Source organism: Methylobacterium sp. GXF4 (assembly GCF_000272495.1).
Lineage (GTDB): Bacteria > Pseudomonadota > Alphaproteobacteria > Rhizobiales > Beijerinckiaceae > Methylobacterium > Methylobacterium brachiatum.
This window is the reverse complement of record NZ_AKFK01000058.1, coordinates 90,366-105,853: the sequence shown is the minus strand read 5'-3', so window position 1 is coordinate 105,853 and position 15,488 is coordinate 90,366. Positions and strand designations below refer to the sequence as shown.

The window sequence follows — 15,488 nt, the reverse complement described above, 5'->3', positions numbered from 1 at the left end:
TATCGGTATCGTACGCCCGCGCATTGCCGGTTACTGAACCTGCGCGGGCTTAGGAGCCGGATGTAACAGAAATCGTCGGGCGAATAGAGCGCGTCGGCAACAGCCGCGCTTGGCTCGGGCGCGGCGCGCCGTCGGACCGGGACGCCGTCCGCATCGACGGATGGGGCGGCGTTCGGTCCCGGAGGTCCGGCCGTTGCAGGGCTGCAGCGCACCGAAGCGGGGCGTGCGAGGGCGTGCAGCCGAGGCCGGGAACGAAGGCTGTGGATCGCAGAAGGTACCGCTAGATTTGCCTTTCAGGGCCGAAACCTTTATAAAATCCATCAATTCGGTTCAAAAAAATGAACTTAGGCTAGATCATGTCAGCGTTGCGGTATATTCTTCTCGGACTCTCCGTCCTATCGTTGGCGGTCGTGCTGGTCTTCTGGACCGTCAGCGGGCACGTGGCCGATCTGGGGGTGTTTTTGGTGACGACGTTTCTGGTCGCCAACAGCATTTATATTTTATTCTCCAGCCCGACATTGCGCGTGAGCTCTGTCTTCGATCGTGCGGCGACGGGGCTTGCTTTCGCGTCGCTCGAACTGCAGCACCAGGCCCAGGAGGCCAAGATCCGGGAAGCCGAGGCCGAGCGGATCCGGGCGGAAGAGGCCGAGCAGAACAAGTCTAAGCTGCGGGCGGCCGAGGAATTCATCAGCTACGTGCGCCAAAACCCGCTGATGCGGGGCCGGCAAGCCGTCGCGGTCAAGCAGATCACGCTGCGCAACGACTCGAAAAGCATCACGCTGCCGGCCCTGGAACTGCCGCGCCCCGCCCCGTCGGAGCTGAACGGCCAGCCCCGTGGCGATCTGGGTGCGACGAGCGTCAGCCACCCGCTGCCGACCCCCGGCGCGGTGCCGCGCCTGGAAGCCTGATCGGCCTCAACCGCCTCAACCGCCTCTCCAGCGGCGGCCCGGCGGCCGCCGGGGATTCGCGCCCGTCACGACCTCGCGATCAGGCGCGCGGCGTCGCGCCCGGTCCGGGCCGCCACGGAACCATCTCGGCAGCCTGCGGCTTGCTGGGCTGGACCCGGGAAGGATTTGCTCCGCTCACGGTTCCTAGAGAAACCACCGCCCCCCGATGGCGGCACGAGAGGAAACATCCTTTGCGCACCACGATCCTCACCGCGGCCCTGCTGGCCGCCCTCGGCGCCGCCGTCGCGACCCCCGCTTCCGCCGCCCCGCTCGCGCCCGGCGCCGTCGCCGCCCCGGCCGATATCGTCTCGACCGTCCAGATGGACCGCATGGAGCGCCGGATGGAGCGTCGCCACATGGAGCGCCGGATGATGCGCCGGCACATGGAGCGTCGCATGATGCACCGGGAGATGCGTCACCGCATGATGCGCCGCGAGATGATGCACCGCATGTAAGGCGGGACGCCGCCCGGGCCGCGTCCCGGGTCGCCCATCGCAGGCCCGGCCGTGGCGGAGACCGCGGCCGGGCCTTTTTCATGCGCCGCGCCGCCGCCGGATCCGGCGCGCCCGAGACGGCTCCGGAGGCCGATCGAACCATCTGCGGCGCACCGCGTTTCAAGCCTCCGATAGGAGACAGGTACGATGAAAGCGTTTTTGGCAGCGGTCGCCGTCGGCTTCGGCGTGATGTCCGCACTCGGTCCGGCTCAGGCGCAGCGCGGCCCCGATTACGGCTACGGGGATCGGGATTACGGCGGCCGGGATCGCGACGACGATTACCGGGGGCGTGACCGCGGCTATCGGGGGGATCGCGGCTACGGCGAGCGCGCCTATGGCGGGTTCGACGAGCGCGAGTACCTGCGCTGCAACCCGGATGTCCGCCGGGCGGTGTCGAACGGCCAGATGGAATCCGGCGCGGCGCATTACCGGACCTTCGGGCGTCGCGAGGGCCGCCGCCTGAGCTGCTGACCGGACCGCCGGCACGCGGGGCTGAGGCCGCGATCGGTCTCGCTTTCGCAGACGACGGGACATGACAGGGCCTCCTCGGCGCCACGTGCCGGGGAGGCGTTTTCGCGCGCTGAAACCCCGGCCTCGGGGGCGTTCCCGGGCCGTGCCGCCGCCGAGCGGTGCTCGCCACCCCACACCCTCATTCCGCGAGCCAGGCCCGCCCGCGTCGCGGCTTCGGCCCTGGAACCGCGTCAGATGAAACCCGCGCGCGGCATCCCGAATGCTTGCGGCCTTGACGGCGGGTCAGGTTGAAAACAAGCTCAAGCCTGTGTCGCCATAGATCGGTGGGCGGCCCACGAGTCTGGTCGCGCTGTTGCCTCAGGCTGCAGACGCGGCTTCATCTTTGAGCGCGGGGGCGGGCGTGAGAACAATACTGTCGATGGCCATTGCTGGTCTTCTGACGATCGGTGCCGTGCAGGCCCAGGAGAAGAGCGGCCCGCTGAAGATCGGTATCTCCGCCGGCGTGACTGGGCCCTACGCGGCCTTCGGCGTGCAGGTGAAGAACGGCGCCAGCCAGGCGATCGAGGACATCAACAAGGCCGGCGGCATCAAGGGCCGCTTCTTCGAGGCGGTCTACGGCGACGACGCCTCCGACCCGAAGCAGGGCGTCTCGGTGGCCAACAAGCTCGCCGCGGAGGGGGTCAAGATGGTGGTCGGCGCCTTCGCCTCGAGCGTGTCGATCCCGGCCTCCGACGTCTATCTCGATGCCGGCATCGTCCAGGTCACCCCGGCCTCCACGAACGTGAAGTTCACCGAGCGCGGGATGTGGAACACGTTCCGCACCTGCGGCCGGGACGACCAGCAGGGCGTCGTGGCCGGCACGTATCTGGCCGCGCACCTGAAGGACAAGCGCATCGCCTTCGTCCACGACAAGTCGGCCTACGGCAAGGGCCTGGCTCAGGAGACGCAGATGACGCTCAAGTCCAAGGGCGGCAAGGAGGTGCTGTTCGAGGGCGTCAACCCGGGCGAGAAGGATTACTCGGCGCTGGTCTCCAAGTTGAAGTCGGCCAATGTCGACGTGGTCTATTACGGCGGCTTCCATACGGAAGCGGGGCTGATCCTGCGCCAGATGCGCGACCAGGGCCTCAAGGCGACGATGGTCGGCGGTGACGGCCTCGCCCCGAAGGAATTCGTGCAGATCGCCGGCGACGGCGCCGAGGGTACGCTGATGACCTTCTCGCCGGATGCCCGCAAGAACCCGAACGCCCAGGCGGCGGTCGCCGCGTTCAAGGCCAAGAACATCGATCCCGACGCCTACACGCTCTACGCCTACGCGGCCGTGCAGGTGCTCGCCCGCGCCGTGGCCGAGACCGGCTCGAGCGAGGGCAAGGTGCTGGCCGACTGGCTGCACCAGGGCAAGACGATCGACACCGTGGTCGGCCCGATCGCCTACGACAAGAAGGGCGACCTCACCCGGCCCGACTACGTCATCTATGCCTGGAAGAAGGGCCCGGACGGCCGGATCGACTACGCCGGCAACGAGGTCGCGCCGTAGGACCGGCGCTACGCCGTGACGCGCGCGCCGCCGGATCGGCGGCGCGTTCCGGGTAACCGCCCCGTCCTGCCCCGGGGGCGCCCTGTTCGATCTGGGAGCGTATCGTGAGAGCAACCCTGGCGTTTTGTCTCCTTGGGCTCCTGACGGCGGGCGCCGCGCAGGCGCAGGACAAGGGCGGACCGGTGAAGATCGGCATCGCCGCGCCGCTGACTGGCGCCTACGCGGCCTTCGGGGCGCAGGTGAAGAACGGCGCCAGCCAGGCGATCGAGGACATCAACAAGGCCGGCGGCATCAAGGGCCGGACCTTCGAGAGCGTGGTCGGCGACGACGCCTCCGACCCGAAGCAGGGCGTCTCGGTCGCCAACAAGTTCGCCGGCGCCGGAGTCAAGATGGTGGTCGGCACCTACAATTCCGGCGTGTCGATCCCGGCCTCCGACGTCTATCTCGACGCCGGCATCATCCAGATCACCCCGGCCTCCACCAACGTGAAGTTCACCGACCGCGGGATGTGGAACACCTTCCGCACCTGCGGCCGGGACGACCAGCAGGGCGCGGTCGCCGGGGCGTATCTGGCCGATCACTTCAAGGACAAGCGCATCGCCTTCGTCCACGACAAGACCCCCTACGGCAAGGGCCTGGCCGACGAGACCCAGAAGGCGTTCAAGGCCAAGGGCGGCAAGGCCGTGATGGTCGAGGGCATCAACCCGGGCGAGAAGGATTACTCGGCGCTGGTCTCCAAGCTGAAATCCGCCACTGTCGATCTGGTCTATTACGGCGGCTACCACACCGAGGCCGGGCTGATCCTCCGGCAGATGCACGACCAGGGCCTCAAGGCGATCGTGGCGGGCGGCGATGCCGTGGCCGACAAGGAATTCGCCCAGATCGCCGGCCCGGCCGCCGAGGGCACGCTGATGACCTTCCCGGCCGACCCGCGTAAGAACCCGAACGCCCAGGCGGCGGTGGCCGCGTTCAAGGCCAAGAACATCGATCCCGAGGCCTTCACCCTCTACGCCTACGCGGCGGTGCAGGTGCTGGCCAAGGCGGTGGCCGAGACCGGCTCCGCCGACGGCAAGGCGCTGGCCGACTGGCTGCACCAGGGCAAGCCGGTGGAGACCGTCATCGGCCCGATCGCCTACGACACGAAGGGCGACATCACCCGGCTCGACTACGTCATGCACGTCTGGACGAAGGGCCCGGACGGCAAGATCGACTATTCCGGCCACGAGCTGACGCCGTAAGGGCGCTGCCCTGCGAATTTCGGGGCTGCGCGCCCCGAACCCCGCCACAGGGCCGCGGGCCCTTTGGAATCCCGGGACCCGTGCGTCGATCCGGCGGAGGCGGGTACCTCTATCGGTCGAACGACCGTGGGGCGCCGAAGCCTTATGATCCCGCTCCGCGTCGCGACGCGCAGGGGAGAACCGATGTTCGATTTCAGCCAGCTCCGGTGCTTCGCCGCCGTGGCGGAGGAGCTGCATTTCGGGCGCGCGGCCGCCCGGCTGAACATGACCCAGCCGCCCCTGTCGCGGCAGATCCAGGTGCTGGAGCGGATCCTCGACGTGCAGCTCCTGGAGCGGACCAGCCGTTCCGTCCGGCTGACCGCGGCCGGGCGCAGCTTCCTCCCGGAGGCGCAGCGCATCCTGCGGCTGGCCGAGACCGCGACCCACGTCACCCGCCAGGTGGCGGCCGGGCGCGCGGGGGTGCTGAAGCTCGGCTTCACCGCGGCCTCGGCCTACGACTTCCTGCCCCGCCTCGTCACCGCGCTCCGGCGGGCCTTGCCCGACGTCACGCTCGCCCTGCGCGAGATGGTCAGCCGGGATCAGCTCGAGGAGCTGCTCGCCGGCCGCATCGACGCCGCGCTGGTGCGCCCGCCGGTCACCCATCCGGACCTGATCGCCGTCCGGGCGCTGGCCGAGCCCATGCTGGCGGCGCTGCCGGCCGGAAATGCTTTGGCCGTGCGCGCGCATCTCACCCCGGGCGAGCTCGGCGGCGAGCCGCTCATCGCCTACGCGCCGAACGAGGCCCGCTACTTCCACGACCTGGTTCAGGCCCTGCTCGCCGAGGCCGCGGTGGAGCCCCGGATCGTGCAGCGGCTCACCCAGATTCACTCGATCCTGGCCCTGGTCCGGGCCGATCTCGGCATCGCTCTGGTGCCGGCGGCGGCCGAGCGGCTGCGCTTCGAGGGCGTGGTGTTCCGGCCGCTGCTGCTGCCCGCCCCCCGCCCCGCCGAGCTCGTCCTGGCCTGGCGGCGCGACGCGGACGAGCCGCTGATCGCCCGGCTGGTCGCGATCCTGGCGGAGCTGCCCGCGCCCTGATCCATGCGCTTCCGGCATCGATCGATCCAGCCTTTGGCTTTGACGCGCGGCCGAAAGGCTGCGCCTGATACGGCAAGACGGCGCGCAGACGCCCGGAGCCGCCCGGAGGGATCGCGATGGACAGACTCACCAACCGCTTCAAGGCCGCCCTCGGCGAGGGGCGCCAGCAGATCGGCCTGTGGTGCAGCCTCGCCAGCCCGATCTCCACCGAGATCGTCGCCGGCGCCGGGTTCGACTGGCTGCTCCTCGACATGGAGCACTCGGCCAACGACCTGCGGGATATCTACGTCCAGCTTCAGGCGATGATGGAGAACGCCACCAACCCGGTGGTGCGGGTGCCGAGCGACGATCCGATCACCATCAAGCGCATCCTGGATGCCGGCGCGCAATCGCTGATGATCCCCAATATCGACGATGCCGCGCAGGCCGAGCGGGTCGTGGCCGCGACGCGCTACGCGCCCCGCGGCATCCGCGGCTTCTCGCAGGCCCCCCGGGCCGCCCGGTTCGGCCGCATCCCGGACTACCACACCCGCTGCGAGGCCGAGATCTACGTGATCGTGCAGGTCGAGTCGCGCCGCGCCCTCGACAATCTGGACGCGATCGCCGCCGTCGAGGGCGTGGACGGCGTGTTCATCGGACCCGGCGACCTCTCCACCAGCCTCGGCTATCTCGGCCAGCAGGGCCATCCCGAGGTGGTCCGCACCATCGAGGACGCGGTCGGCCGGATCGTCACGGCCGGCAAGCATGCCGGCATCCTCACGCCGAGCGAGGAGCTGGCCAAGCGCTACATCGCGGCCGGCACCCGGTTCACCGCGGTCGGCTCGGATCTGGGGCTGCTCGCGCGCAACGCCGAGGCGCTGGCCGGCCGCTTCCGCACCGAAGGCTGAGCGAGGAACACCCGATGCAGGCCGAGACCGACAGCGCGATCCGCGAGCGCCCGGCCGGGGACGTGCCGCGCACGATCCGGCTGAGCGCGCGCGACAACGTCGCCATTGTGGTCAACGCCTTCGGGCTGCCCGCCGGCACGACCTTCCCGGACGGGCTGCGGCTCACCGAGTTCGTGCCGCAGGGTCACAAGGTGGCGCTCAGTGACATCCCGGAGGGTGGGGAAGTGCGCCGCTACGGCGAGGTGGTCGGCATCGCCACGCAGGACATCCCGCGGGGCGCCTGGGTCGAGGAATCCCGGGTCGCGACCCCGGTTGCCCCCGCCCTCGACGCGCTGGAGCTCGCCACCCGGGTGCCGGCTCCCTTAGCGCCGCTCGAGGGCTACACCTTCGAGGGCTACCGGAACCCGGACGGGTCGGTGGGCACCAAGAACATCCTGGCGATCTCGATCAGCGTGCAATGCGTCGCCGGCACCCTCGACGTGGCGATCCGGCGGATCAAGCAGGAGCTGCTGCCGCGCTTCCCCAACGTCGACGACGTAGTCGGCCTCACCCACGCCTATGGCTGCGGCGTCGCCATCAACGCCCCCGAGGCGGTGGTGCCGATCCGGACCCTCCAGAGCCTGGCCCAGAACCCGAATTTCGGCGGCGAGGTCATGGTCGTGGGGCTGGGCTGCGAGAAGCTCGTCTCGGAGCGGCTGCTGCCCGATGGCGGCGCGGCCGGGGACGGGGTGGTCCGCCTCCAGGACGAGCGCCACCAGGGCTTTTCCGCGATGCTCGACAGCATCCTGGCCATGGCGGAAGCCCGCCTGGAAGTGCTGAACCGCCGCACCCGCGAGACCTGCCCGGCCTCCGAACTCGTGGTCGGCCTGCAATGCGGCGGCAGCGACGCCTTCTCGGGCGTCACCGCCAACCCGGCGCTCGGCTTCGCGGCCGACCTCCTGGTGCGCTGCGGCGGCACCGTGCTGTTCTCCGAGGTCACGGAGGTGCGCGACGCGATCCATCTCCTGACCCCGCGGGCCAAGAACCCGGAGGTCGCCCAGGCCCTGATCCGCGAGATGGCCTGGTACGATGCCTATCTCGCCAAGGGCGAGGCCGACCGGAGGGCCAACCCGTCGCCCGGCAACAAGAAGGGCGGCCTCAACAACATCGTCGAGAAGGCCCTGGGCTCGGTCGCCAAATCCGGCACCGGCGCGATCTCGGGCGTCCTGGCGCCGGGCGAGCGGGTGCGCGAGAAGGGGCTGATCTTCGCCGCGACCCCGGCGAGCGACTTCGTCTGCGGCACGCTCCAGCTCGCCTCGGGGATCACCCTGCAGGTGTTCTCCACCGGCCGCGGCACGCCCTACGGTCTCAGTCAGGCCCCGGTGATCAAGGTCGCGACCCGGACCGAGCTCGCCGAGCGCTGGTCCGACCTGATCGACCTCGATGCCGGCCGCATCGCCACCGGCCAAGCCACGATCGAGCAGGTCGGCTGGGAGCTGTTCCACCTGATCCTCGACGTAGCGAGCGGGCGCAAGCAGCCCTGGTCCGACCGCTGGGGCCTGTTCAACGACCTGACCCTGTTCAACCCGGCGCCGATCACCTGAAGCCCGGGTGCATGCGGCGGGGCGTCGCATGCGCGGCCGGACTCTGCTAGGCATCCGGCACTGCCATGACGCTGCCGATTCCCGCCCCCCGGACCGTTCTCTTCCGCCTGCACTGGGCGCTCGGCCTCACCGCCGGCTTCGTGCTCGCCCTCATGGGCGTGACCGGGGCGCTGATGAGCTACGAGGAGGCGATCACCGCCTTCGCCAACCGCGACCGGACGCGGGTCGAGGCGGGGGACCGGGTGCCCCTCGCCCCCACGGCCCTCGCCGCCCGGATCGATGCCCAGGCGGACGGCCGCCGGGTGAACGTCCTCACCCTGTCGGACGACCCGCAGGCCAGCGTGTTCGTGCGCTTTGCCCGGGATCCCGAGACCCGCGCGCGGCCGCCCTCAGTCTATGCCGACCCCTATGACGGCGCGGTGCTCGGGCCGGTGCGGCTCGAGGCGGCGTTCACGACGGTGCGGGACCTGCACCGCTGGCTGCTGCTCCCCGGCGGGTCCAAGGGCTGGGGCCGGACCATCACGGGCGCCTGCACCCTGGCCCTGATCGCCTTTCTCGCCACCGGCCTCTATCTGCGCTGGCCCAAGGTCCATCGCTGGCGGATCTGGCTGAAGCCGAGCCTGTCGCGGCCCGGCCGGCCGCGCTGGTGGTCCCTGCACGCCGTGGCCGGGACCTGGCTGACGCCGGTCTACCTGGTCATCGCGCTGACCGGCCTGACCTGGTCCTACCCGTCGTTCAAGGACGGGGTGACCTGGCTGCTCGCCGGGACGCCGGAGCGAACGAAGCCCGCCCGCAGGGCCGGAAACCGGGAGGTGTCCCCGGCGCCGGAGGCCGGGTCCGAGCCCGCCCTCGACCGGGCCTGGGCGGCGTTCCGGGCCGGCGAGGGGCAGGAGGCCGGCCTCGTGATCCTCACCCTGCCGGGGGCCGACACGAAGGCGATCCGCATCCGGTGGCTGCCCCGGGGCGTCGACGCCTTGAGCGCCCGCAACGAGGCGCGCTACGACGCCGCCACGGGGGCGCTGCTCGCCACCGAGCACGCCGCCGACACGCCGCTGGGGCGGCGCCTCATCGAGAATGCCCTGGAGGTGCATCGCGGCCGGTTCTTCGGCAGCCTGGTCGCGCTGCTGTTCTGCCTGGCGGCGCTGTCCCTGCCGGGCTTCGCCGCCACCGGCCTGACCCTCTACATCCTGCGCCGCCGCGCCGCCCGCCGGCGCCGCCCCGCGCCGCCCGTGCGCGCGGCAAACCCCCACCGCGAGCCCGTCGGCTGCACCGGCCGATAGGAGCGCGGGGAAGACCGGGTTCCCAAAGGGCTCAGCCCTTTGGCGGGGTTCGGGGGCGGAGCCCCGAGATGCCAAGATTCCGCTCTGGACCCGCACAAGATCCGAGACCTTGTGGAACCACGACTTTGGCCGGCCCGGCCGCGCGGCTCACATCCGCGCGGTGATCGTCGCCAGGACCGTGAAGGGCGCGCCGGGGGTATTATTGAACTGATTGGTCGGCTGCTCGATGTAACGCGCGTTGGTCAGGTTGCGGACATTGACCGAGAGCCGGTAATGCGCGTTGATGTCGTAATACACCGCCGCGTCGACCCGATTGTATGCCCCGACCTTGTAACTGTTGTTGAGGTCGCCGAAGCGCTGGCCGACATGGGTGATGCCGAACCCAAGGCCGAGCCCTCGCAGGGGACCGGCCTGGACATCGTAGGTCGTCCACACGCTGCCGCTGAAGGCCGGCGCGCCGACGAGGCGGTTTCCGACCGCGAAGACCCTGTCCTTGGTGATCCGCGCATCGAGATAGCCGACGCCGCCGATGACCTTCCAGCCCGGAAGGATCTCGCCGGCCAGATCCGCCTCGACACCCTCCGAGCGCTGTTGGCCGGTGATCACCGAAAAGCCCGTGTTGACCGGGTCGTTGCCGGCGACGTTGTCCCGGGTGATCCGGAAGGCGGCCGCGCTCAAGGTCAGGTCGGGGCTGATGTCGATGCGGGTTCCGACCTCGACCTGCTCGCCGGTCTCGGGCGCCGGGTTGACGACGTTGAGCACGTTCGCGGTCTGGGGCACGAAGGAGGTGGCGTAGCTGGCATAGAAGGTCAGGGGCTCGAACGGCCGATAGATCAGGCCGACGCGCGGCGAGGCGCCGAACAGCTCCTGCTCGGGGGGCTGGGTCTTCGAACCCGGCAAGCGGGCAAAGAAATATTGGGTGCCGAGATCGAACCGAGCGCCGAGCACGAGCTGCAGCTCGGGCGTGAGGGCGATCTGGTCCTGCAGGTAGAAGCCGAACAATTCGAGCTTCTGCTTCAGGTCTTGCTGGAGCGAGAGCGCCCCGGGGATCCCGCCAAAGACCGGATTGAAGAAGCTGACCGGGGTGTAGGAGCCCTGCTGGGAATAGGCGTGGCGGAAACCGTTGGTATATTCGAAGCCCACGAGGGCGGTGTGAGCGAAGCCGAGCGTGTCGAACTTCATCACCGCCTCGGTCTGGGTATCCACGGCGGCGAAATGCGAGTCGATTGAGACGTCGCGGCGCGTGACCTGGGTGCCGGCATTGGTGACGCCGGTGGCGCGGGCCGCAAACGTGTTGAAGGCGCCCCATTGCCCGTTGATGACTTGCCGCAGCGTCAGGTTCTCATTGACGTCGTGCTCGGCCCGCATCGTGATCGCATTGAACTCGCCGTAATAGCGCGAGGACGGTTCGCCGTAATACCGGCGGATGTTGTCGAGCGGCACGCGCCCGCGAAACGCGATCAGTCCCTCGTCGTACTGAGTGCGCTGGCTGGTGGCTTCCGCGTTGATGTAGACCCGGGTGTCGGCGCTCGGCGTCCAGCTCAGGGCCGGTGCAATGAAGACGCGGCGATTGGTGTTGTCGCCGATATTGCGGAAGGTCGGATCCTCCTGCGCGGCGACGGTAAGACGCGCGGCGAGACCGTCGATGGACGGGATCGCGCTCGAGACCGAGCCCTGGAACCGCCGGAAGCCGAAGCTGCCGCCCTGGACGCTCGCATCCGCGGTCGGCTCCAGGGTCGGCCGGCGGGTGACGATGTTGACGACACCGCCCGGATCGCCCCGGCCGAACAACACGGAGGCCGGCCCCTTGATCACCTCGACCCGTTCGGCGTTCGCGAGGTCGCGTTCCACCGGGTAGAAGTTGATCGCCGGGTTGGTCAGGACGCCGTCGATCGCGAAGACCTGCGTGGAGAAACCGCGGATGACGTAGTTCTGCGAGCGCCCCTGGACGGTGCTGCCGGGTGTCACGTTGCTGACATTGGTCACGGCATCGGTCAGGCGCAGATCCTGCTGGTCCGTGATTACCTGGCGCGGGACGATGTTGATCGATTGCGGGGAGTCGCGCACCGGCGTGTCGGTCTTGGTCGCGGTCGCCGAGCGCGTAGCGCGGTAGCCCACGACCGGGCTGTCCGCCCGCTCTACGGCCGGGCCAGTGCCGGTGACGCTCAGCTCCGAGAGGACGACCTCGTTCTGAACGGCATTGGATTGTGCGTGAACGACAGTCGTCGATGCCAGAAGCAGGGTGATTGCCAGTCCGGGCGGCGTAGACGCGAAAGAAATCCGTCCGGTTCTTGCAGCAAAAATTCGATTTTCGTAACCCTGCGGCATAGTTTTTAGTCGTTCTCAAGAAGATCGTCGCCTTGAGGCGCTTCGATCCTTGAGTACGATTGCGGTTCCGTTTCAATGCTTGATTGTAAGTGCTGCGCTCGGGGGCACGGGATCTCATCCAGCGTGACCGGCGTGTCACACATTGCCATTGGAATAACTTCAAATTCGACCGGATATGCCTACTTTAACGTGCGCAGCGCCGATGGTGCACGTCCAAACGTGGATCCGGGCCGTCACTGCGATCCGGATCCCACCGGAACAGTGACGCTGTTCGAATCAGCGTCGGGCGCAGGTCACGCCTGTAACGGGGAGAGGCGCGCCGCGCAGCTGGGTGCAGCCGGCCGGCCCGCATGAGGGGGGGATTGCAGGCCGGCCGGCCTACCGCGCGCCGCGTCCGGGCGCGCGATCTCGGGGAGCGTCCGGGCCGGGCCCGATGGTGGGGCGATCGGGCCCGGGGCCGCTCAGGCGAGCGCGGTGATCCGCGGCCCGGCGCGGGTGGCGCGCGGCAGGCGGCCGTCGAGGCCGGTCTCCAGCAGAGTGTGGAGCTGGGCCACCGCGGGGGTCGGGTCGTAATCGGGCAGGATCGCGCGGCTGACCAGGATCCCCTTCATCAGCGGGGCGAGCAGCGCGTAGAGATGGTCCGGGTCGCAATCCGGGCTGGTGGCCAGCGCCGCGAAGGTCGCGGTGAACCAGTCGCGGGTCTCCGCCTCGGTCCGCGCGGTCAGGTCGGCGATGGCGGGGTTGCGGGTGGCCTCGGACCAGATCTCCATGCGCAGCACCGCGGCCTCGCGGGTGACCGACACGAAGTACCGCGCGATGATGTCGAGCAGGGCGCCGCGCCGGTCGCCGCTGCGCTCCATCTCGGCGACGCGCTCGGCACCGCGCGCGCATTCGCGCTCGACCAGGCCGACGACCAGGGCCTCCTTGGATTCGAAGTAGCGGTAGAAGTTGCCCGGGCTCATCGCGGCCTCGCGGGCGAGGTCCTGCATGGTGGCCCGGTGGAAGCCGTTGCGCACGAAACAGGCTTCGGCGGCGTCGAGGATGTGCTCCCGCCGTGCCTCGGCGCTCGCCGTCACGGTCACGGGGCGAACTGCGCGACCGCGGCGACGCGGCTCTGGTCCTTCGCAGAGCCGGTGGCGGCGCAGGCCTGGGCCGTCTGGCTCAGATCCGCGCAGAGGCGCGCCTGCCAGCCCTTCGGGCCCGCCCCGGTCCAGCTGATCAGCGCCATCCAGGCGAGGACCAGCACGGCCGCGAAGGTGAGGTTCGCCGGGGTGCAGAACGCCCGAAGGGTCGTGAGGAGATGCGTGGCCCCCGTCCCGGACGGATCGAACCGGTCCTCATCCAGATCGGACCAACGGCCTTCGAGCGACAGAGCCATGGCTCACTCCTGCTTGCCTCTCCGTCGTAATGAACGCTCATTCTCACGTCAATGAACGTTCGTTCTCAGGAGGCGGCCGCGAGCCGATATGGTTTCCGAATCTTGGCTTCGCGGCCGCCGCGTCAACGCAAGTGAGGTGAGGGCATCCGGTTCGGGGCCTCGCCCCGGAACACCCCGCCCCTGCCCCGGAGCGGCCGGCCGACCTTAAGAAGGCCGCTCGTTCGGAGCCGAGGGCGCCGCCCCGGCTCCGGAGCCGTGTCGGCTCAGGCGTGGCCGGCCGGCTTGAGCGCGCCGGTCCGGTCGTGGAAATCCGGCCCGTTCACCGTGCGGGCGACGTGGCCGGCCCGGATCAGGTAGTCGCCGAAATGCTCGCCGGGCTTCCGGCCCTTCGCGAAATCGGCAAAGAGCGGATCCAGCGTATCGCGGATCTCGGAGGCCGCGACGTCTTCCTTGTAGAGCTTGCCCAGCCGCGAGCCGTCGAAGGCGGCGCCGAGATAGAGGTGGTAGCGCTCGGGTCCGCGGCCGACGAGGCCGATCTCGGCGATGAACGGGCGGGCGCAGCCGTTGGGGCAGCCGGTGGAGCGGATCGTGATCTCCTCCTCGGCGAGCCCGTGCGTGGCGAGGCTCTCCTCCAGCTCGGTCATCAGGCTCGGCAGGTAGCGCTCGCTCTCGGCCAAGGCGAGGCCGCAGGTCGGCAGCGCCACGCAGGCGATGGAGTTGCGCCGCAGCGCCCCCGCGCCCTTGGTGATGCCGTACTGGTCGACCAGGGCCTCGATCGCGGCGCGCTTGGCCCCGGGGACGTTGGCGATGATCACGTTCTGGTTGGCGGTGAGGCGGAAATCGCCCTCGTGCACCTCGGCGATCTTGCGCAGGCCGGTGAGGAATTGCGGGCCGTCCTCGTAATCCTTGATCCGGCCGGAGGGGATGTAGAGGGTCAGGTGGTGGCGGCCGTCATCGCCTTCGGTCCAGCCGAAGCGGTCGCCGTTGTTGGTAAAGGTGAAGGGCTTCGGCGCGCCGAGCGTCTTGCCGATCCGGGTCTCCACCTCGGCCCGGAAGGCGTCCAAGCCGTAGCGCTCGATCGTGTACTTCAACCGGGCGTTCTTGCGGTTCTTGCGGTTGCCCCAGTCGCGCTGGACGGTCATCACCGCCTCGGCGACCTTGATGGCGTCCTCGGGCGCCACGAAGCCCATCACGTCGGCGGTGCGCGGGAAGGTGTCGGGCTCGCCATGGGTCATGCCCATGCCGCCGCCCACGGTGACGTTCCAGCCGGTCACCTGGTTCTTCTTGTCCAGGATGGCGATGAAGCCGAGATCGTGGGCGAAGATGTCGACCTCGTTGGAGGGTGGCACCGCCACGACGATCTTGAACTTCCGCGGCAGGTAGGTGCGGCCGTAGACCGGCTCGACCTCTTCCTCCTCGCCGCCGACCACGCGCTCGCCGTCGAGCCAGATCTCGCGCCAGGCGCTGGTCTTCGGCAGCAGGCTGTCCGAGATGTCCTTGGCGAGCCGGTGGGCGGCCTTGTGGGCGCCGACCTGGGCTGGGTTGGTGGCCGCCATGACGTTGCGGTTCACGTCGCCGCAGGCCGCGATCGTGTCGAGCAGGGCCGCGTCGATGGCCGCCATCGTGCGCTTGAGGTTCGACTTGATCACGCCGTGATACTGGAAGGTCTGGCGCGTGGTCGCCCGCAGGGCGCCGCCGGCATAGGTGACCGCGATGTCGTCGAGCGCCAGCCACTGCTTGGGGCTGATCACGCCGCCGGCGATGCGCAGGCGGATCATGAAGCTGTAGGCCTTGTCGAGCTTCTTCTTGGTCCGCTCCGGGCGCAGGTCGCGGTCGTCCTGCATGTACATCCCGTGGAACTTCACGAGCTGCCCGTCATCCTCGGAGATCGCCCCGGTGGCGTGCTTCAGCAGGCCGTCGGCCAGGCCGCCGCGCAGATAGCCGCTGGCGATCTTGATGTGCTCGTTGGCGGCGAGCTGGGCGGCGCGGGCCGCCTCGGCATCGGTGATCGGCCGGTCCTTGGGCGGCGTCTCGTAGACGCGGGGAGCCGGGGTCGGAGCCAGGGCCGGGGCGTCGTCGCGGGGGCTGTGGTCGTCCATGGGATCACTTCCAAAGTCTTGACTGCGTCCCCGCCCCCTGGGCGGGCGGGATCGTCACACATCCTGGTCTCAAAGGTCCGAGAGCGTCTGCGGGTGCGAGGCCGAGCCCCGCCGACGGGCTCCCCCCGATGCATCGGGGCTCCGCCCTGACAACCCGCCAAAGGGCGACACGCCC

Annotated in this window: 13 protein-coding genes; 9 read left to right on the top strand and 4 right to left on the bottom strand. The window is 69.5% G+C overall.

The window, feature by feature from the left end; genetic code table 11:
• Nucleotides 1-401: 401 nt before the first annotated feature.
• The 9 genes from WYO_RS13645 (at nt 402) to WYO_RS13605 (ending at nt 9,508) form a co-directional block, all read left to right on the top strand.
• Complete coding sequence (locus WYO_RS13645; protein WP_039902899.1) at nt 402-908, top strand: hypothetical protein; 507 nt, start codon at nt 402-404, stop codon at nt 906-908.
• A 230-nt stretch (nt 909-1,138) separates the two neighbouring features.
• Entirely contained in the window at nt 1,139-1,402 is a 264-nt protein-coding gene (locus WYO_RS13640; protein WP_007563335.1) for a hypothetical protein, read from the top strand.
• A 186-nt stretch (nt 1,403-1,588) separates the two neighbouring features.
• Nucleotides 1,589-1,912, top strand: a complete 324-nt coding sequence (locus tag WYO_RS13635) for a hypothetical protein (protein WP_007563333.1) — start codon at nt 1,589-1,591, stop codon at nt 1,910-1,912.
• Between the two features lie 418 nt (nt 1,913-2,330).
• On the top strand, nt 2,331-3,446 hold the full coding sequence (locus WYO_RS13630; protein ID WP_007563331.1) for a branched-chain amino acid ABC transporter substrate-binding protein: 1,116 nt from the start codon (nt 2,331-2,333) through the stop codon (nt 3,444-3,446).
• A gap of 140 nt (nt 3,447-3,586) precedes the next feature.
• Nucleotides 3,587-4,684: a branched-chain amino acid ABC transporter substrate-binding protein gene (locus WYO_RS13625; protein ID WP_047170820.1), complete on the top strand. Its 1,098-nt coding sequence runs from the start codon at nt 3,587-3,589 to the stop codon at nt 4,682-4,684.
• Nucleotides 4,685-4,867: 183 nt separating this feature from the next.
• On the top strand, nt 4,868-5,758 hold the full coding sequence (locus WYO_RS13620) for a LysR family transcriptional regulator (RefSeq protein WP_007563327.1): 891 nt from the start codon (nt 4,868-4,870) through the stop codon (nt 5,756-5,758).
• 116 nt (nt 5,759-5,874) lie between these two features.
• Nucleotides 5,875-6,645, top strand: a complete 771-nt coding sequence (locus tag WYO_RS13615; protein WP_007563325.1) for an HpcH/HpaI aldolase/citrate lyase family protein — start codon at nt 5,875-5,877, stop codon at nt 6,643-6,645.
• A 14-nt stretch (nt 6,646-6,659) separates the two neighbouring features.
• Entirely contained in the window at nt 6,660-8,228 is a 1,569-nt protein-coding gene (garD, locus tag WYO_RS13610; RefSeq protein WP_007563323.1) for a galactarate dehydratase, read from the top strand.
• Between the two features lie 65 nt (nt 8,229-8,293).
• The gene (locus WYO_RS13605) at nt 8,294-9,508 is read left to right on the top strand and encodes a PepSY-associated TM helix domain-containing protein (RefSeq protein WP_007563320.1); all 1,215 of its coding nucleotides are present in this window, start codon (nt 8,294-8,296) and stop codon (nt 9,506-9,508) included.
• 147 nt (nt 9,509-9,655) lie between these two features.
• Here the strand turns inward: WYO_RS13605 and WYO_RS13600 are convergent, their stop codons facing one another.
• From WYO_RS13600 to WYO_RS13585, 4 genes are all read right to left on the bottom strand, one after another.
• Nucleotides 9,656-11,836: a TonB-dependent siderophore receptor gene (locus WYO_RS13600; protein WP_039902898.1), complete on the bottom strand. Its 2,181-nt coding sequence runs from the start codon at nt 11,834-11,836 to the stop codon at nt 9,656-9,658.
• 461 nt (nt 11,837-12,297) lie between these two features.
• Nucleotides 12,298-12,918, bottom strand: coding sequence for a TetR/AcrR family transcriptional regulator (locus WYO_RS13595; protein ID WP_007563316.1), 621 nt, complete (start codon nt 12,916-12,918; stop codon nt 12,298-12,300).
• Nucleotides 12,915-13,214, bottom strand: a complete 300-nt coding sequence (locus WYO_RS13590) for a hypothetical protein (protein ID WP_007563315.1) — start codon at nt 13,212-13,214, stop codon at nt 12,915-12,917. The genes WYO_RS13595 and WYO_RS13590 overlap by 4 nt, the downstream gene beginning before the upstream one ends.
• 263 nt (nt 13,215-13,477) lie before the next feature.
• Nucleotides 13,478-15,313: an NADPH-dependent assimilatory sulfite reductase hemoprotein subunit gene (locus WYO_RS13585; protein WP_007563313.1), complete on the bottom strand. Its 1,836-nt coding sequence runs from the start codon at nt 15,311-15,313 to the stop codon at nt 13,478-13,480.
• Between the last annotated feature and the right edge of the window lie 175 nt (nt 15,314-15,488).